Genomic DNA, 20,720 nt, shown 5'->3' on the forward strand with positions numbered 1-20,720 from the left:
ATCCTAAATATCATACTTCCGAAACCCTACACGCAATATGATAAATATCCCCTTCGTTTTTATACTATCCTAAATATCATACTTCCGAAACCCTACACGCAATATGATAAATATCCCCTTCGTTTTTATACTATCCTAAATATCATACTTCCGAAACCTCAAACTATTATTTAAAGGGAAATACTTTTAATCTTACGATGATTATTACTCAAGATAGTAACCTCTTTATTTATTACTCTTCTATAACTATCTGATATATTAATAAAATCCCTATTAATAATATAAATTTCTCTAAAAAATACTGTAATACGAATGCTAATCAGTTGTAAATCAACATTTGATGCCATCCTAAATCACCATACTTCCAAAACTTCCTCATTCTATAATACATATCATAATCGCCTTTGATACTAATTAAAAATAGTAATAAGTTGGACTCTTTATTCCTATACTATAATATGATGCTTCTAAAATATCACTATTACCTAATAGCAAAAATCATTTTTTAATATCCCACATCTTCGTGCTATAAAACATCAAATACTGAAATATCTCATTTATTCTATTTTAACATAAACCATAAATAAATATTATTATTTAGACAACTTTCCACTTTTTTTCATACAATCCTGTTACAGATCTTTCTACAAATATTAACTCTGATAATTTAATACCTATTTTCGTTTGTCTTCCAACATCACTAGATAGACCTAGTATTTTAAAATTCGCTCTTGTAGAGTTTGCCTGTAAAAGCTTTAAGATTTCCAATATAATTTGACATTTTTCTATAATACTTAAGTCAATAAATACTCCTCTATTTTCTAACAATTTTCCCCTTATCTTATTATAAACAGGATAAAATCTTTCAATTTTCTCCATAAGAACATCAAATAGTATAGTAACTTCGTCGGATGAAATGTTTTTATACATTTTACGTTCAATATTGTATAAAACTCGCTTTTGTCCTTTTGGCAGAACGATTTGTACTGCATTAATAATTTCTATATCACTTTTTAATAATTGATACATGCCATCTTTCAATATTAACTGATTCAACATTATCTTATCATTCAATATTTTTAAATTCTCTAATCCCTTGTCTCTAGAAATATACTCTATTTTTTCTTCCATTGTTCGATTCCTTAAAACAACAGGACAATTTGCTAAAGTAGAAATCACTTTATTCTTCCTTTTCCCTTCAACTGCTAACAAATAACTTTTACTTATTTGACTAAATCCACCATACAACTCTGTATCTAATCCTTTCTTCAACGGCATTAAATTACCCGAAGATTTAGCAGAAGGATTTTGGTTATAGAATCCCCCTACTTTTTCTTCTTTCTTATATGAAATGAAGCAGTCATAATAATCTAGACTCTTACTCATTTTTTCTATGATTTTTTTAGAATTCCATACTAATTCCAGATTATGATTTTTTATATCTTTTCCAAACTCTTCAATTATGAATCCATATTCTGCCCCCGATTCTCTAAAATTAAAGTTGTCATAGACATCAAAATAAAAACGTTCTCTAAATGTAGGGAATCTTTTCATTAAGAAAGTTCCTAAAAGGCCAGTTAAATATGAATCATGGGCATAATGAAAATCATTCAGATTTTGCACCTTAAATAGTTCGTATTTTCTTCTTAGTCTTTCTACTAAAGTAGCTTTTACAGTAACTACATCTGTATCTATATAACAATTTCTAAACAAATTAGCAACATGCTTAGTTATTTGTCTAGTTTCTACCAACTCCTTATTCATCAAATTTTCTATGTGTTCTTTTGAAAATTTATATGCTGTTAAATTCTTATACTTCTTGAAACTAATTAGCTTTACTCTTAACATTTTATCCCACAGAGGCTTCATGTTATTTCTGATATCCTCTTTTATTATTATTCCGTTGGGCCCCCTATGATTACCTGCGTACTTGACCAAAACCTTATTTGATATACTATTATCTTCAATTATCGACTTAGGAATTATATAACTTATTCTATACTTAGATAAATCTTCTAATACTAAATTTTCACCAGTAAACATACACTTCCCATTTTGCAATAGGTAAAGGTACAACTTATTATCATCTATGTTTCCTTTATCTTTCTTTGTCTTATCTATTACCTCTTGGATTTGTTCATCTATATTAAGAATCCTAGATTTTTTTATTTCTTCATATAAGTTATCTACTCTATTTATTCTTGGAATAGTTCTACGTTTAGGACCTTCCTCTTTATTCACCTTAATAAATATATTTCTTGGTTGATTTTTCATGATTGAAATAATTTCTTCAACCATTCTTACAGATTGCCAAATTCCTCTCTTGATTGATGGTGAACCATGAAGAGATTCGATATCTTCAATAGTTATTTTTTCAATTACTCTAGAATTTTTCTCTTCAATAATTTTATTAAATCCTAAATTTTCATCAGATATTATCTGCATGAAATTCATGTTTGAAATTTTCAATATATCTAAAATCGTTCCATTTTCAAATTTTTTATTAGTTGTAGTAACTCCATCAATTAATTTTTCAGATAAGCTCCCCCAACCTTTAAAATCTCTTTTTAAAATTTTCTTAAGAACTTCATTACTGATTAATTCAGAGTTGTAAGTATCTCTAATCTTCTTTTTAAGGATTTTTTTATCAGTGAATAATGTAACCCATCTGATAATATTTTCTACAGTTTCTCTATCCTTACCATCTACATCAAAGCCTAAACTTTCAAAAAAGATATGAGATTTCAAATTATTTGCTAACCTTTTTTCTCCCTGCATTCCTTGAATCAAAGGATTATCACTTTTTTCAATTACACCTTTATTCTTTAAAAATTTCACAATCATTTTTTCTGTTACATTTTTTTCTTTTCTAAGTAAATCACATAACATCATTAACTTAACCTGTGTACTTAGTAATTTCCCATCAATTCTAACTTTATTCAATTCATTCAAAACTTTATATTCCGAATACAACAAAGAGTTATTAGGAAGAACATCACAATCAGGAAAATAGCTACACTGATTTGTCATCTTTAATATGAAATTTTCCGCTGACTTCTCCAAATCTACCACTTCTTCGAAGTTCCATGGATAGATCTTATCTTTTGACTTTCTTTCCATCCAAGCAAATATTCTCTTGTTATCATTGTTTCTATTAAGTGGCCCCACATAATACGGTATTCTAAACTTCAATATACTAATAATTTTATCTTTATTCATTTTTAGTATTGGATAATACTGTCCCTGATTATCTATTATAGATTCTAACTCTGCTAAGTTTAATTGATACGGTACTTGAGCATTTTCTGTTGAATTAAGCTTAAGTAAAAACTTCTCATTACCAATTTTATTCAATATCTCTTCTACTTCTGGTTCCTTAATATCAGCTATATCCTTTTTTATTGCCTTATACAACTCTTCCCTAGTACATTTACTAATATTATTTATATAAACGTTATAATTTTTAACATTTTTATATCCATTACCATTATCATGCCTAAACATACTGCTGTATCTATGTGGAATAAACTCCTTATATATTTTCTTAAGTTTTACTAAATCATCAGAGTGTTCATTATATTTTTCAATCATAGCTCTTGAAATAGTATTCTCTTCATCCGAACTATTAGAATTTTTTAATAAATCACTAATGATCAAATATCCATATATCTTCTTAAGTGATTCAAATATATAGAAATCCTCTTCCAATTTTGACTCTAATAATTCTACTGCTTCATTGTAACCATCATCACCCTCCTCAGAAAATGAGATACTTACTTTATCATTAACATCCTCTATATCAAAAATTTTTACAATATCAGCTTTATACCCTAACATCAACCTTATCAAGTTGTTAATTTGTTGGTTCTTCTCTTCAGTAAATAGATTTTTTAACTCTTTTTCTTTATCTTTTTTACTTAGCTTTTCATTTGTTAAGATGTTTTCAAAATCTTTATATTCTACTTTCTCTATCTTAAAATAACTCACCATATCAAGAAACATATCTTCAATACCACTCGTCACATTAAAACTCTGACCTTCATAAAGGAAATTTCCCCTATATTTTATAATATGATGTATTGCTAAATAAATTAACCTAATGTCAATTTTATTATCAGAATTTATTAAATCCTCTCTTAAATGATATATTGTAGGATACTTATCAAAAAAATCTTTGTCTTTAAAATCTTGATCAATGAAAAGACCGTTAGATACATTTATAGACTTGTCCTTTTTATGCAGAAACGATTCTTTCATGCGTATAAAAAATGAATCATCATTTTTTAATACTTCCTCACTAAGAAGTTCCTGGAGCAAAAGTATTCTATTTCTTCTTCTAACATATCTTCTTCTAGCAGTTCTAAATAATCTAGTTTGTTCTGCCGTTTCTCCTTTTTGGAATAAATTTACCCCCCACATATTCTTACCTTTAAACCTAATAAGTTCTGTATCATTAGTAACTGCATAACCCACAGAATTAACACCTATATTCAAAGAAATATCGTACTCTTCATAATTTTTCATTTCTTATTGCTCCTTCCCTTCATTAATGCTATAATACTTCTAGAATCTTTTGATTCTATCCTAAGTTATCATACGAGTCGAAATGAAGTATTTTACTTAAATGTCCTAGGACCATCCCGTAGGGGATGATTAAAGAGTTGCAAATTTGCATCTCTTTTTTTCTTTGTCTAGATTCAGTTCAAATCGTTAATCTAACTTAATTTCACCATTTAATTATATCACAAAAAATACTGCTTTTTGAAATATAAAACACATGATTTATATAACAAAAGCAGTACTATTTATATAACTCTATTCCAAATCCTTCACTCTAAAACCACCGTGAGGACTTTTTCTAAATATCATAATCCAAACACTAAATTATTATTTAATGGGATTACTTTTAATCTAACGAAGATTATTATTTAGTTTTACTTATTTAACCATTTAGTCCTATTCCATTTTCCATAACTCTAAAACGTCCCGCTAGTTCTTCATTTGCCTTTTGATCATTTGGTCCTATTCCATTTTCCATAACTCTAAAACTTGACTTCAAGTGTTAAAATAAATATGCGTCATTTGCTCCTATTCCAAACTCTATAACTCTAAAACCGATAACTCAACCCACTACATGAAGCTTAATATTTACTCCTATTCCGAAATCAATAAATCTAAAACTAGTGTTATGATATAAGTGCCAATACAAAATATTCATTTATAACTAAATATCGCTATTCTAAGCACCAAATTAGTATTTGATGGAATTGCTTTTAATCTAACGACGATTATTATTTAGTTTTACTTATTTGACCATTTAATCCTATTCCGAATTCCATAACTCTAAAACACATACTTTGTATCTGCCTTTTCAATATTTCATTTAATCCTATTCCGAATTCCATAACTCTAAAACACCATATGAATATATTTCATATGCTATTTCCATTTAATCCTATTCCGAATTCCATAACTCTAAAACACATAATACAACAAATATCGCAATAAATCACGTTTGCTTCTATTCCAAGTTTAATTACTCTAATAAAATTTAGAGTAATTAAACTTAAATGATTATCCTTCTTATAAACAATCATAACATATTTTCTACAATATATACATTAATTACTTTTCATATACAATTTTATACTTACCCTCTGCATTTTTTACAACGCTCCATCTTTCCTCATACATACCTGTTACTGAAGTCTCTATAAATATTAGATCTTCAACTTTAACTTTTTTATTCAGTCTCCCTGAACGTTCTTGTAAGCCAATTTTTTTTAGATTTCCTTGTCCTGAATTAGCTTTTAGCATTTTTAGAAGTTCTAAAATTATATAACTCTTTTCTGAAATAGATAATTCTAAAAATACTTTTCTTTTTCCTAACAATTTTTTATGAATATTCTTATATACCGGGTAGAATTGTACAATTTTCTTTAAAATAATATCATACAATGCTTCAAGTTCATGAGCTTGGAGACTGCTATAATTCTCTCTTTCAATTAAATGTACTATTCTCTTGTATTCTTTATTTAAAAGCAAATTAACTGCATTAGATAATTCTTTATCACTCTTTAGAATCAGTGGCATACCTTCACTAATTACTAATTGATTAATCAATATCTTATCTTTGATGATCTCTATATCATCACAATCATTCATTATTTTCAGATATTCGATTTTATCATCAACAGATTTATTTCTCAAAAATATCGGACACCCGATAAGACACAGATTCTCTTTTCCCTTTTTAACAACTTTAACCACCATAAGATAACTTTTATTTACATTACCATATCCACCATATAGTTTTGGATCCAATCCTTTTTTCAAAGGCATTAAATTACCATTCCCCCTTTTAAGAGCATTTTGATTGTAAAATTCTCCTGTGTTCTCTTCTTTTTTATACGATATATAACAATCATTATAATTTATATATTTCTTCATTTTAATAATAATTGAATCTGGATCCCATACTAAATCTGAATTATGATTAAATATAGGTTTTTCGAACTCACTAATTATAAATCCGTACTTTTGTCTATAATCCTTAAAATTATACTTAGACAACATATCATAATAAAATCTATCTTTAAAAGCAGGAAATCGCATTTTAATAAAGTTCCCTAAAAGGCCTGTTAAATATGCATCATGTGAATGGTGAAAATCATTCAAACTTCTCGACTTAAATAAATCATGCTTGTTTCTTAAATTGCTAACAATATTACCTTTCACCATAACTATATCTGTATCAACATAATAGTTTCTAAATAGATTAGCTATATGCCTTGTAATTTGCCTAGTCTCAACAAGTTGTCTATTAATAAATCCTTCAACTTGATTTTTAGTAAACTCATTTCTATTCAAGTTCCAGTGTTTCTTCTGGCTCATTAGTCCACACGCTAGTAGTTTTTCCCAAATACAACTCATTTTATGTCTTACAGTACTTTTAAGTACCAGTGAATCTGATTTGTTCTGGTTCTCTCTTGATGTAACTAGTACTTTATTGTCTATACTGTCATCTTTAATAATAGTTCTAGGAACGATATGATCTACTTCATATTGTGATAAACTTTTATAATCTAAGTCAACTCCAGAATACATGCATTTACCATTCTGCAACAAAAACAAATACAATCTTTCATTATCTATCTTTTCATTTTTTTCTTTCTTAATATAGTCCATAGCCTCTTTTACATTCTCAGTTACGATGAAACTACCCGACTTACTAACAGCTTCATATATTTCTTCAATTTTCTTAAATCTTGTATCTTTTCTTTTCTTATTTTCCTCAGAGCGAGCTACTTCTATGAATATATTTCTAGGAGGTTTTTTCATAATACCAACAATCTCTTCAGTAATTTTTACTGATTGCCATATTGCTCTTTTTATTGCAGGTGAACCTTGAAGCTCTTGAATATCTTTAGAAGTAATTTTATCTTTAATATTCGTATTTCTCTCTTCGATAATATCTTTAAATCCTAATTCATCATCAGATATAATTTGAATGAAATTCAAGTTAGTATGTTTCAATATATCAAGAATGGTACTTTCCCTATATTTTCTACTAGTAGAACCTACTTCATTAATAAGTTCATTTGACAATCTCCCCCAACCACTGAAATTACATTTTAAAACCTTTTTCAACACATCATCGCTAATCATATCTTTACTGCAGTTATTTCTTATTTCCTTTTTTAGAATTTTCTTATCAGAAAAAAGAGTAATCCATCTGATCAGATTTTCAACTAACTCTCTATCCTCTTCATCAACATCAAACCCTAATCTTTCAAAGAAAATATGAGCCTTTAAACTATTTGAAAACTTATCTTCTTCATGAAATCCTTTAATAATCGGTGAACTACTTCTATCAATGACTTCATTATTTTTTAAAAATTTCTCTAATGTCTTCACTGTGATATTTTTTTCTTTTCTAAATAAGTCATTATATATTAAATGTTTCACTTGTTTATTTATAAGCTTTCCATCAATTCTTATTTTATTTAACTCATTTAAAACCTTAAACTCAGAGTAAATAAGCGAATTATCAGGTAATACGTCACAATTAGGAAAGTATGTACACTGATTTGTCATCTTTAGAATAAAGTTAGTTGCTGATTTTTCTAGATCAACCACTTCCTCAAAATTCCATGGGTAGATTTTATCCTGAGCCTTTCTTTCCATCCAGGAAAACACTTTATTATTATCCCTATTAGCATTTAGTGGGCCTACATAATACGGAATCCTAAATTTGAAAAGACTTATTATCTTATCTCTATTCTCCAATAAGTTTGGGTAATATTTACTTTGCTTATCTATTATTGATTCTAGTTCAGATAAGTTCAATTGATAGGGAATTTGAGCATTATCCACTGTATTTAATTTCTGAAGAAATTCCTCATTATCAATTTTGGTAATTACATCATCAACCAAAGTATCATTAATATCAGAAATATCTTTTTTAATAGCCTTATATAACTCATCCTTAGAACACTTTGAAATATTATTTATATAAACATTGTAATTTTTTACGTTCTTATACTTATCTCCATTATAGTGCCTAAACATTTTATTATAATGATAATCACTAAAGTGTTTTCGGTAGATAACTTTCAAATTCTTCAAATCTTCTGCATGAATGTTAAACTTATTTATCATCGCCTTTGAAATTGAACACTCATCACTATTAGTATTACTATCATTCTTCATTAATTTTCTAATAATATAGAAACTATAAATCTTTTTCAGAGCTTCAAATAATAAGCCATCTTCATCAGATTTATTTTGAATCAACTCAACTGCTTCATTATAGTTTTCATCACCTTCATTAGAAAAGGACAAATTCAGTTTCCCATCTACATGTTCTATATCGAATATTTTTACCACATTAGCCTTATCACCCATTATTATTTTAATTAATTGATTTACCCTTTGGTCTTTTGTTCCTCCTGCTAAAAGATTTTGAAGCCTCTTCACTTTCTCTTTTTTATATAACTCCCAATCTAAAATTATCCTTTCAAAATCTGTATAGCTGATTTCATTCAGACAAAGATAATTTGCTACTACCTCAAAAGATTCCACTATACCACTTGATATATCAAAATTTTGTCTCTCATATAAGAAATTTCCTCTATACTTAACTATGTTGTGGATCGCCAAATATACTAGTCTTATATCAAATTTTCTTTCTGAATTTACTAATGCATGTCTAAGATGATAAATCGTTGGATAGTTTTTAAAGTATTTCTTATCATCAAAATCTTTATCTGCAAACAAACCATTTAAAGAGCCTAATGACTTATGTTCTTTATGCAGAAATGATTCTTTCATTCGAATAAAAAATCCATCATCTATAGCTAGTATATCTTCATTAAAAAGTTCCTGGAGCAAATTTATTCTATTTCTTCTCCTATCATACCTTCTTCTAGTACTTCTATGGAGTCTTGTTTTTTCGGCAGTTTCACCACTTCTAAAAATACTTACTCCCCACATATTTTTACCTTTAAATTTAAGCAGGTCAGTTCCGCTTGTAACAGCATATCCTACTGAACCAGTCCCAATGTCCAAAGAAATGTCATATTCGTCAATTTTTTTCATTTAGTGTTGCTCCTTTCATTTTTTAATGATATACTATGTATAGAGTTTGATTCTATTCCAAATTCTATAACGAGTTAAAATAAAGTTTTAACTTAAATGTCTATATGGCTATCCTTTAGAGGATTAGAGAGTTGCTGAAAAGCAACTCTTTTTATTTACTTAAATACTTACGAAAATTAACTAGATATCATATTGTATTAGTAAGCATTCAGATATATAATATTACTAAGATAACTATTATGAATTCAGAGGACGGAACAGGCATCCGTCACCCTAGTTTGGAGATGTAGGATTGTCACCCTACCTAATTCATAATTTATAAGCCAAATACGATTTTGTTGTATTTGGCTTTTTTATGTCCAAATTAAGTATAATCAATATAAACTTTTGACAAACTCGGTTTACACCACTTTTCCTCTTCTCTACTTGCAACAAATTTTGAAAGACTAGTCATAGCTTTATTTCTCGATACTATGTAACTATCTATTTGTTCTTTGGCATCATCAACATCAATATCATCACGAGTTCTCAATATATTTTTCCATATCTGTGCATGCATATGTGATTCAATTGCTACTAAATATAAATCACGACCTATACGTAAATCTGTTGCACTAGCAATAAATACATCAGCTGTTATTGTAGCTCCTCCACCACCAGGTATTATTGTTGGTATCTTCTTGAACAATTCATTTATTTTCTTTAATAAATCAAAGTCCTGTTTATTCATATGGTCCTCCAATATTAATAACTTTATAATTCTATTATAACATAAAAAATACTTCTGAAAGAAGTATTTTTTTATTTTTTCAATTCACTTTTATTTAAGATATTTATAGTTTGTTTAAGCCCAATCCCCTTCTTTATTTAAATTTCTATGTCTCTCCCATCTGATGACATATTTACTTTCATCCAGTAGCCTTGATGCTAATATCTTAACTTTTTCACCATATGTCAATTCGTATTTTTCTGATATTTCATCTAATAATTTTTCTACTTGTTCCTGGTACTCTGTTTTAATCATCTTATTATCACTATTTAAATTAAGTATGCACTGACTAAGAATTTCTATACACTTATCTAATGTAAGTTCACACTTTGACCAAACTTCTTTTGAAAGTCTAAATCTAAACTCATTCTCCGCATCTTCAGTTATATCAACGCGTTCATGTAATACCGGTAAATTCATTTTTTTAGCCTCCTAAATTTCCAATCGTATCCCATATTGTTACCATAAAAACTATTCTTTATTCTCAAGTCGTCTTACTAATTCTTCTGCAAAACTTATATAATACTTTTTAAACTCATTCTTTTTTTCAGATATCTTATCTAATTTATCAATATTTCCCTTTAACATTATGTCTGTGATATCCCAAACAGGACACCTATGAATACTAGAGATTGTTATAAGTCTCTCATCAAGCTTATTGTATATGTCATTACCTAGCAACATATCACTATTAGCAAATATGATATTTGAAGAGTTCTCTTTTTCAAAAGTTCTAAAGTCCTCATATAACTCTACATACTCCTCTATTTTATTGCGTGTATGTATGACAGAATATCCTAAAAAACTTGGGAACTCTGATTTAGAGTCTAAACAATCACTCTCAATATTTTTTAATCTTTTATCTAATGAAATCAAGTTCATAAAAGAAAGTCTATTCAGATTGATAGATACATGAAAATTGTCTGAAATAAGAAGAGCCATTCTTGTTAACTCTGAACTGGTTATTGATGTATCTATTAATACATAATCGTAACTTTTACCATTATCCTCAGCGACACTTCGGATGCTTTTAGTAACTCTTAGTATTTCTTCTTCATCATGTTTACTAACTCTAAGTCTTGCTTCTTCACAATGTACACTTGTATCATATGAATAATTCAACCTCTCCATAAGCATACTACCTGGAATTATATCTAATTTGTTTTTCACATTAAACGGCATTACATTATTGTTCGGGGGCTCCAAACCATCTACTGCATTTTTCATAATGTAGTAAAGTGTTTTACATGGTCTAGTATCCTCTTCATTTAGATTATCTTTAGTCTTATTATTAGAATACTCTTTCTCTTCAATACACATTCGCTCATACGAATCTTTATCAATACAATTGTAAGTAAGTGAACATTGCGGATCCGCATCTATCATCAAAACTCTTTTTCCCATTTCACTTAGAATATGTCCTAAATGAAAAGTATTTATACTTTTGCCTGCTCCACCCATTCCACTTATCATTGAAATTATCTTCATTTTATTACTCTCCTTCAGTTATCAACATTTTAAAGCTCGTATTATTTCCATATAGTAATTACCTGTCTATTCACAATCCACATCATCTATATCTTGAATTTTATCAATTGTATCCATTCTTATCTTAGGTGGAAGAGGTAGTTTAAACTTAATATCCACTATGTCTATTTCATTTAGTGTATATAATCTTAACAGCCCCTCTACTGGATTCTTATGTTTACCCTTAACTATGCGGTCTAAGATTTTTCCAAATCTATCATTCATAGATTTATCTGTTACTAGCCATGATCTACCGGATTTCCTACAGTAAATAGTGTCGGACTGACACGCTTTTTTTACTGTACTTGATTCTAATCCCCATAATATACTTGCCTCTGAGGAAGTGAAAACATAATCTAGTATTTTATTATCATTAATTTTCTTTCTCACTGCTTTATTCGCCTCCGACTTAATTACATTGTTGACTATATTTTTATGTTCTTCTTAACTCTTTGACTTCATTAATATATAGCTATATAGACTTACACAAATTATCTTATTTCCTCATAAGATGAATGTTAATCTAATAGCTCAATCTTAGCTAATTCTAAAGCCAGAGTATAATTGCTTATGAACTTTGAATCGAATTCAGAATTCTTAATATCTCCGAGCCATTCGTCAGACGTTCCAAAAAAAACATCACACCTAACGAAAAGTTCTTTATTTTCATCAGCGAAAAAGTATATTTTTCTCTTAATACCAATACCTTCTACTGCTATATAACTACCGTTCTTTACTCTTCTATTCTCAAAATCACAATTACTACCAAAATTATGATTACTTGCAAACTCGCAAGATACCCCAAAAGAACCTCCATTTCCAAAGGAACCTCCTAGAGAGAAGTTACAGTTTCTTTCGAAAGTACAATTTTCATCAAATTCGCACCATTGTGCAAAATTTGAATAACCTCCGAACTCACATCCACTTCCAAATGTGCATCCGAAACCAAATATAGAATGTTCCCCAAATTTACAACCATCTCCAAATTCACATCTATCAAATAATTTTATATTAGAATAATCACCCGTAGGACAAAATCTAATATTGTTAACATCGTCCATTTCAAACTTATTATATTCCTCTTGTGTATATTTTTTCATTATATTTCCCTCCCTAATATTACCTATTTTATGCTTATGTTAAGCTTTTTACAACTTACCTTGGATTATTTTATTCAAAATTTCTTCTTGTATAGAACATTGTTCTACATTTTCCCAAGTTTGAAGTTCTCTCTTCTCTCTTCTAACCACATATCCATAATATACAACTTGACGCATCAGCTGTATAAATAAATCTTCTTTTCTCAAGATCTCGCTAGTCAGATGAAACTTACCTTCTATCAAGTAACTATAATGATCTTTTTTATCTTTATAAATCCATTCTTTAGTCCTTTCCCATATATCACTTAGCTTAAATACAAAACCATTAATTTCAACTTCGAACCTCTCTGGAACGTTCGTATATCTTTTCAGTTTTGATTCAAATAGTTTTATTAGATTTTCTACAACCTCAGTAACCTCAGTTCTATCTAATGTTTCCAAAGACTCTATAAAAATCTCTAATATTCTAATATATATCGGCAACAATTCCGATTTGAAAGGTTTTTGTAATCTATATTCGTCTAACTCTATTGAGTTAAATTTTCCGTCCCAAAGTAAATATAATACTTCATCTTGTTCTATAAAGTCCCAATTTAAGTTTATTATCCCCCTCGAATATGTGACTTCTAAGAAATCTCTTTCTCCTGGAGTATATATTATTGATCTTTTGATTGCGTGTATAACACTATCGCTTTCTATTCTCTTTTGTATAATAGAAGCTAGTTTATTAGCTTCTTTTTCTGGCAAAGAATACATTTCTATATATTCTTCTTGATTCATCTCTTCTGAAATATCCATCATTCCTAGTTTATAGTCAATTCTTTGACTTTGATACGCTTCACAAACTCCGCTTAAATTTTCCATTCTTATTCCTCCTATAAAAATCTATATATACTTACATACTACAGATTTAAAGTAGCTATAAACCATTTGTCCATCTTTATAGCTTTCCTAATCCATTTATTTTGAACTTGGTTCAATCTCATCTTTTATTAAACTCTTAAGCTTTAGTTAGCATTTGGATTATGCTTCGTAAACTTCTGTTACTTTAATTTGACCGTTAGGATCATCGTACTCTACAAAAATTACATACTCGTGTTCATCAGTAAATACAGCAAAGGATTTCTCTTCTAAAAAATTTTCTTCATAACCCGAACTATCAGAGGGATCTCCAAATCCTAATCTTACTAACTCTGAATGTAATTCCACAATATCCGCATGTAATCCTAATAGCTCATGTTCAAAAAGTTCTATCTTATCCATTATTTTAATATCTATAAATGTAATTTCTTCTTGAGGGTCCTCATAATCAATTGTTACTAAATAATACTCTTCGTCTTTAATTGATATAAATGATTTCTTTTCATGTATATCTGTTGCAAATTCACCGAACTCACTTACTACAGTAGGATCATCAAATCCTTTATCTTCAAGTTCTGATACTAGTGCATAAATATTTAAGTATGTTTTTTTAAGTTCCTTTACTATCTTGCTAAGATTCTTCATATTGTACCTCCATAATTTAATGTTTTTAAGTTGCGATTTTTAATCTAACTTTTTTATATTCCAAACGCTAAAATAATGATTTAATAACATTCATTAAGTCCCTTGTACCAGGAGTAACCCAATACTCCCACTTCAAACAATTACCTAAATCATAATTTCCGTTCTCTTCTAATTTCTCCTTAGAAAATGGCTCCTCTAATATAATCCATTCATTTTTTATACGTTTGAAGGCAATATCATCAATTTTTGTAAAGTCAAATATATCAACAAACATATCCATTATTTCAATACGGTCAACCTCTATCGAACGAAAGCTTTTTACTATATCTTTTAAACAGTAACAACCATTTTCATATGTAGTATTGTTATTCAAAATATCAAAGAATGTTTCATCTTCAAAATACTCCTTAATTCTTTTTGATTCCTTATACACGATATCATTTAAGTATTGTTTAAAAAACTCCAGTACTCGTTGATAATCAGCTTTAGCCCAAACATTTTTCATTTTATATTCTGCTATTTTTTCATCAGGATTTACACAAATTTCAATATCCCTGAAAAATCACTAAACCCTTCAATTACTTTAAAATACTCTCTTCCATCTACCTTCATAATGATTCCTTTTTCATTTTCAGAAAAACATCCACTTTCTATAGCATATTGTATTAACATTCTTTTAAACATTAAATCTTCTCCTTTCAAAATCATCCTTCTAATAATACATTTCCCGATATCGGGATTATCTAATTCAATTATATCCCGATATCGGGAAATTGTCAATTGCATTCATAATGTTTTTTTAACTTCTATTACTTAAATTTAATACTATATATAAAAATAATTTAACCGTATCAGAAATTGATTTCGATACGGTTAAATCTATAATAAACTACTTAAAATTTATAATACTATTCAATTTCTTATCACGTTGTTTCAATGTTTCACCAAAGACATTCCATTTATTCTGAGCTAAATTATCCATATCTTCAAGTGAAACAAAGTCTTTCCATATTTCAGGATATTGTAACTTTATATCCTTCTGCTCTTGATATTTTGCATTAGGACAAAACCAACATCCATTTCTCTTAGTGTATTCATATATTGGACTCAACAAACCATACTTTATACAAAGTTCCCTTGCCATATTTTCTGTTAGATGATACTTCTCCAACAAAGAGATCTTACAATTATCTTTATGCAGACTTTTTAACCTTCTAGGTTCATTTATTGCAATTCCTACATATTCAATATACTCACTAGCAAGACTTTTATAGTAATTCTTTATAGGTTTTAGCTTACAATCTCTTTTTACAGAACATAATCCACTAATCGCAAAACCATATTTCTTACCTTTATGATCCATATGTTTTCTTGGATGTTTTATTATTCTATGAAAAACATCTAAATAATCACGTTCTCCTTGTACTATTAAAACTTCATATCCCCAAGACTTAAACAATGGAATAGCTTTATTTTTTACAAAATCCATATGTGCAGGATTTTCACCACTTATGTTTTTTTCTTTATCATATAATACTTCTGAAAATATTATAGTATCAAGCGGTTCTTTATTCTCATGAGCTAATATTATACTAGCTGTGCTATCTTTACCTCCAGACCAACTGCAAATGTATTTCACGGAGACATGGGTTGAATACCCATGACTGCATCTTGACTACGCTTAAGACTATACTAGTCTCCCAAGTGCTTCTGCATTTCAGTTTTCGCAACTCACCATCATAACCCCATTTAGGATATTTCAACAAGTCTCCTTTTAATTTTTCTCTTTCTTACCTTAGCTGTTTGTAATGCTCTTCGCCACATACTCAAAAATTCTCGTTCATTGGTCTGAATTGAACGATCAATCATCATAGTATATTCAGCTATTTCTATATTTATTTCTGATAGTTCTTCATTGATACTTAACTGCAATACATTCCCTCCTAAGATTATTAATTAAATATAAATTATTTTTGTCTTTTTTAATCTGTTCACATATTTATTGTAACAAAAAAATACTTCATTATGAAGTATTTTTATCCGTTTTTATTAATTTTTTATATTTGTCCTATATACATACATCAACAGTGTTACATTGCAAATGGTATAGTAGTTATCAAATTATGATTTTCAGTAAACTAGTCTTATACTATGAAGAGGTACCAGTTATCACTTCAATACCAGTATATCAAACTAGTTTGTCCCTTCAGGATTATCACTTGAAACATTAAGTTCTATATTACAAACAACCAATATTTGAATTATTTATAACCCTATTAATATTCAAAACTTCCCCAACTGATATAATTGAGAGAAGCAGTAATATCATCGCTAACATTAAAATCTTTTTCTAACACTTCAACAGCTATAGAACTAGCATAACAATTATTATAAATAGCTAATATCAGCTTATCATCAGTAATAATATTATTTGGCTGAAAAATATCATTAGTAATAAGTTTTGTACTTTCATATGCTTGTATATCAGTATCCATAATCAAATCTATATCAGTAGTATTCCATAGCAAATAGTCTGGAAGATTATCAAATATTGATTTTTCAGTAAATTGAGCAGTACTTCCCTCAACATATTTTTTATCCTGGTATTTGCTTTTTACGACAAATAAATTCAGATCAATAATATTTCCTTTATACATGTTGTATGCATAAGGAATGGAATAGTTCTTATTATTTTTTCTAAGGTGAATAAAGCCCTTATGTAATTCAACGTCTATATTTCTTGTTCTACAAATCCTTTGAACTAATCTTGGTATATACTCTTCTCCATATATTGCACGACAATTCTTAATCAAGTATGCTGATATATTTTTTAAAAACTTTTCTTCAGATATACTTAATTCCTTCGGAGAGAATAAACTCTTAAACATCCTCTTCATTCCTTTCTTCATTCTACAAAAACTTTAAATCTCTGCTATCAAGTAATTAGCCATATGAAACTACTACTTTTCTGCAGTAAAATTCCTTTCTCTATTAAAACACTATCAGAATGCTTTAATGCCCTATATTCGTTAAAAAACAAATATCCTGACACAAAATACTAAAAGCAAAAACAAAACCACTGTGACTCTTATAATCCCTTTGCTCATTATAACTTTGTATATTATTTTAATACTTAAGCTTAACAAAATTCACAATTTTTATCCTAGAGCAATAACTCTCAAAAGTAAGCTACAAAAACAAATAAAATATAGCAACATCATAAATTTATGCTCTGCAATTTTTGTAACCCAACGATAAGAATATACATTATTTGGTGCTTTACCAACCTCTATACTATCATCATCCATACTTGCAAAAAATCTTTGTTCATATTCTAATCTTTCCTCATAATTTACTTGAGCATATTTATAATTAACATATTCTCTAATCCCAAAAAATCCAAAAAATAGAACAATTAAAATACACAAAATTACAGGAAATGAAGCAAATCCTTTATTGTTCATTTCTACCACTCCTATCTTTCCAAATTAATATTATCTCTATATACCATAATCTAAAAATTTTTCTTGCTGACTCCTATCCTCTTCATATTATTCATACTCAATACTTCTCCAACTTTTGAGCATGAATAACCATTGACGTATCACAGTATTTTTCAACAAATTGCAACTTATCATCTATATCCTTTTGACTATATGAAGAGGTTATTACCTCAACACCAATAGTTAACCCTTCAGCTGATATATACATTCCATCAGTTGTCTTAGCACTATCTTTATAGATATTAGCAAGTTCTGTCTCTGTCTTCCAGGACTGCTTTTGTTCAAACTTTAAACTAGTATATATCTTGGTTAAAACATAGTCATGTTCAAGCTGTGATATATCTGATTTGTATGTTCTAATTAGAAACTCACTTCTACATCTTCTCTTAGCCTCTTCAGAAAGAACGTAAATATTTCTCATAATCCCATAAACTAAATGCGGACCCTTTTTAATAAGGTTTCCGCATTGAATATGTTGTCTTATCCTTTTGTCATTCATATCTAGAAGAGGAAAGAACTCTTCAGTTGTAAAGCCAGTCCTTGCAATAGCTTTTAACAACTGAATATCTTTCTCTTTCTCTATCATCCTAATACGTCCATTTGATCCCATTGGCTTTTTCCCACTCCTTGATCAGCTTCTTTACTTCACTTTTGATAATAGGTGGAATATTTACTGAAAGATACTTTTCTGATTCATTTATTTCTTCTACAGGATCAAAGATTTTTTCAATCTGCTCTTTTTCAGTAAATTTTTTTATTTTTTTAGCGGTATCATTTGTTAACTGTTCCTTGAAATTTTCAAAAATCCATTGCTGTGTTTCTTTATCCTTACCTGTTATACCTTGGACATGTTTATAATTTAATTCTTCACCAACCATGTCAAATATTTCAGGAATCAACTTATCAAGATTAAGAATCCTTCGAATAGTAGTAGTAGTTTTTCCTGTCTGTGCCTCCATTTTTTTATAGTTCTCTTTCTTACTTTCAACATCTTCAGACTCCTGATTATCTAAGTATATCTTCTTTAATGCTTTAAATGATTCTTTTGTTGTAGAATTTCTTTGTGCTTGATTGGCATAACTAATAGCAACTTCAGCACTTTTCTTATCAATTTTTTCAGTTCTAAAAATCTTAGCTTCAATACCTCTAAACTCAGTGTGTCCCTCTTCTAGAAGTTCCCTGAATGCTCTTGTACGATTATGACCTGATAAAATCATAAAGTCTTTTCCATCTGGATTTTCCCATACCAAAATTGGGTGGAAAAGTCCAAATTTTATCATTGATTCTTTCATTCCAATAAATTTTTCGTCCGTTATAGGACTATAGAAGTTCCAGTCCTTCGGAGCCTCTACTAGTTTATCTAAAGGAATTATTCTAACATTAGTAGCTACTTCCAAAGATTTATATAACTCTTCCTCTTCAACTTCTAAACTATCATTATAAGCACCAACTATATTATCTAGTAAGGTATTTGCACCCTTATCTATACTTTCATTATTCTTAGACATATTTACCCCCTACTATTACTCATAATTTCTTTAGCAAAAGCTTTAAATTGTTTGTCTGCTTTACTCTTTTTATTTTTTCCTTCAATATATACATTTAGAGGCATTCTTTCCCACTGTGCTTCTGGAATCTTAGCATCAGTAGGTATGAACGATTTGTATATATTAATATCTACTTTACTAGTAAGAAGCTCTAGAGTCTCATTAACCTTACTAGTCATATTGTATCGGTTGTCTACTTTTGTTTTGATTAGTCCAGATATCTGTAGATTCTTATTAACTCTCTGAGCCTTTTTAATAAATCTAATTAATACATCAAGTCCCATGACCCCAAATGGCGAAAGCTCCACCGGGACAATAATATTGTCACTTACTGATAATATATTCTGATTTAACAAACCTAACATAGGATTACAATCGAAGATTATATAATCATATACTCCCTTATCAATTAGTGGTCTTATAAGAGTCTCCATCAATGATTCTCTATAGCTTTTCAGAGTTAAATCCATCTCTATTGTAGCCATTTCAAAATCACTAATAACAACATCTAGATTTTCATAACCAGTACTTCTAATAAAATCTTCTATATTACTTGGATTTACATCATGGTCAACATCTATTAATGCTTTATAGATACTTCTGCTCATTTCAAAATCTTGACCTAATGAGTATGTTAGATTACATTGTAGATCTGCATCTACTAGTAACACTCTTTTTCCCATTTTCGATAATTCGTATCCAACATTTGAAACTATACTTGTTTTAGAACAACCACCCTTGCTATTAAGTACAGTATATATTTCTGTTGGTCTATAATCATCTACATAGATTTCAGCTAGTGGAACATTAAGTGCATCTGCAATTTTTTTTAAATTATCTATTGCAGTCCCTCTATTCCCTGTCTCGATGTGTTTAATTATGCTTATATTTACTCCTGATATATCTGCTAATTCTTGCTGAGTTAAATTAATCTCTGTTCTAAACTTTTTGATATTATCACCAAATATCATAAATTCTCCCCCTTTATAAATAAGATTTATATTTATCCACATTATATTCACAAGATTCTATCTAATATTGTCTTTATACTCATTTTATCAACAGGGAAAACTTTGTCAACGTTTTTTTGTAACCAAAGTTGCAATAATATCATAAAAATAGTTTTCTTACTATCACTAATATTATAAAAGTTACAACATGTGTGTAA

General features: G+C 28.6%; 18 protein-coding genes. All 18 read right to left on the minus strand.

Annotation, left to right across the window (positions count from 1 at the left end):
• Positions 1-597: 597 nt before the first annotated feature.
• Positions 598-4,524 carry a type II CRISPR RNA-guided endonuclease Cas9 gene (gene cas9, locus N4A40_12495; GenBank protein ID MCT4662672.1) on the minus strand — a complete coding sequence of 1,309 codons (3,927 nt, stop codon included), beginning with the start codon at positions 4,522-4,524 and terminating at the stop codon, positions 598-600.
• Between the two features lie 1,101 nt (positions 4,525-5,625).
• Positions 5,626-9,600: a type II CRISPR RNA-guided endonuclease Cas9 gene (gene cas9, locus N4A40_12500; protein ID MCT4662673.1), complete on the minus strand. Its 3,975-nt coding sequence runs from the start codon at positions 9,598-9,600 to the stop codon at positions 5,626-5,628.
• A gap of 364 nt (positions 9,601-9,964) precedes the next feature.
• Positions 9,965-10,330: a hypothetical protein gene (locus tag N4A40_12505; protein ID MCT4662674.1), complete on the minus strand. Its 366-nt coding sequence runs from the start codon at positions 10,328-10,330 to the stop codon at positions 9,965-9,967.
• A gap of 114 nt (positions 10,331-10,444) precedes the next feature.
• A complete protein-coding gene (locus N4A40_12510; GenBank protein MCT4662675.1) occupies positions 10,445-10,789 on the minus strand; it encodes a hypothetical protein in 345 nt (114 codons plus the stop codon).
• 51 nt (positions 10,790-10,840) lie between these two features.
• On the minus strand, positions 10,841-11,857 hold the full coding sequence (locus N4A40_12515; protein MCT4662676.1) for a ParA family protein: 1,017 nt from the start codon (positions 11,855-11,857) through the stop codon (positions 10,841-10,843).
• A gap of 66 nt (positions 11,858-11,923) precedes the next feature.
• Complete coding sequence (locus tag N4A40_12520; GenBank protein MCT4662677.1) at positions 11,924-12,286, minus strand: helix-turn-helix domain-containing protein; 363 nt, start codon at positions 12,284-12,286, stop codon at positions 11,924-11,926.
• 128 nt (positions 12,287-12,414) lie between these two features.
• Complete coding sequence (locus N4A40_12525) at positions 12,415-12,996, minus strand: hypothetical protein (GenBank protein MCT4662678.1); 582 nt, start codon at positions 12,994-12,996, stop codon at positions 12,415-12,417.
• Between the two features lie 48 nt (positions 12,997-13,044).
• Entirely contained in the window at positions 13,045-13,860 is an 816-nt protein-coding gene (locus N4A40_12530) for a hypothetical protein (GenBank protein ID MCT4662679.1), read from the minus strand.
• Positions 13,861-14,019: 159 nt separating this feature from the next.
• Positions 14,020-14,502, minus strand: a complete 483-nt coding sequence (locus tag N4A40_12535) for a hypothetical protein (protein MCT4662680.1) — start codon at positions 14,500-14,502, stop codon at positions 14,020-14,022.
• A gap of 67 nt (positions 14,503-14,569) precedes the next feature.
• Positions 14,570-15,007, minus strand: a complete 438-nt coding sequence (locus N4A40_12540) for a hypothetical protein (protein MCT4662681.1) — start codon at positions 15,005-15,007, stop codon at positions 14,570-14,572.
• A 29-nt stretch (positions 15,008-15,036) separates the two neighbouring features.
• Positions 15,037-15,186: a hypothetical protein gene (locus tag N4A40_12545; protein MCT4662682.1), complete on the minus strand. Its 150-nt coding sequence runs from the start codon at positions 15,184-15,186 to the stop codon at positions 15,037-15,039.
• A 205-nt stretch (positions 15,187-15,391) separates the two neighbouring features.
• Positions 15,392-16,141: a hypothetical protein gene (locus N4A40_12550; GenBank protein ID MCT4662683.1), complete on the minus strand. Its 750-nt coding sequence runs from the start codon at positions 16,139-16,141 to the stop codon at positions 15,392-15,394.
• A 110-nt stretch (positions 16,142-16,251) separates the two neighbouring features.
• A complete protein-coding gene (locus tag N4A40_12555) occupies positions 16,252-16,434 on the minus strand; it encodes a hypothetical protein (protein MCT4662684.1) in 183 nt (60 codons plus the stop codon).
• A gap of 344 nt (positions 16,435-16,778) precedes the next feature.
• Entirely contained in the window at positions 16,779-17,411 is a 633-nt protein-coding gene (locus tag N4A40_12560) for a hypothetical protein (GenBank protein ID MCT4662685.1), read from the minus strand.
• 249 nt (positions 17,412-17,660) lie between these two features.
• On the minus strand, positions 17,661-17,966 hold the full coding sequence (locus N4A40_12565; protein ID MCT4662686.1) for a hypothetical protein: 306 nt from the start codon (positions 17,964-17,966) through the stop codon (positions 17,661-17,663).
• Between the two features lie 97 nt (positions 17,967-18,063).
• Positions 18,064-18,615, minus strand: a complete 552-nt coding sequence (locus N4A40_12570) for a hypothetical protein (GenBank protein MCT4662687.1) — start codon at positions 18,613-18,615, stop codon at positions 18,064-18,066.
• On the minus strand, positions 18,593-19,513 hold the full coding sequence (locus N4A40_12575) for a ParB/Srx family N-terminal domain-containing protein (protein ID MCT4662688.1): 921 nt from the start codon (positions 19,511-19,513) through the stop codon (positions 18,593-18,595). Before N4A40_12575 ends, N4A40_12570 begins: the two co-directional genes overlap by 23 nt.
• Positions 19,514-19,515: 2 nt before the next feature.
• Positions 19,516-20,523 carry an AAA family ATPase gene (locus tag N4A40_12580; protein MCT4662689.1) on the minus strand — a complete coding sequence of 336 codons (1,008 nt, stop codon included), beginning with the start codon at positions 20,521-20,523 and terminating at the stop codon, positions 19,516-19,518.
• Positions 20,524-20,720: the final 197 nt, after the last annotated feature.

The sequence above is a fragment of the Tissierellales bacterium genome (genome assembly GCA_025210965.1).
GTDB lineage: Bacteria > Bacillota > Clostridia > Tissierellales > JAOAQY01 > JAOAQY01.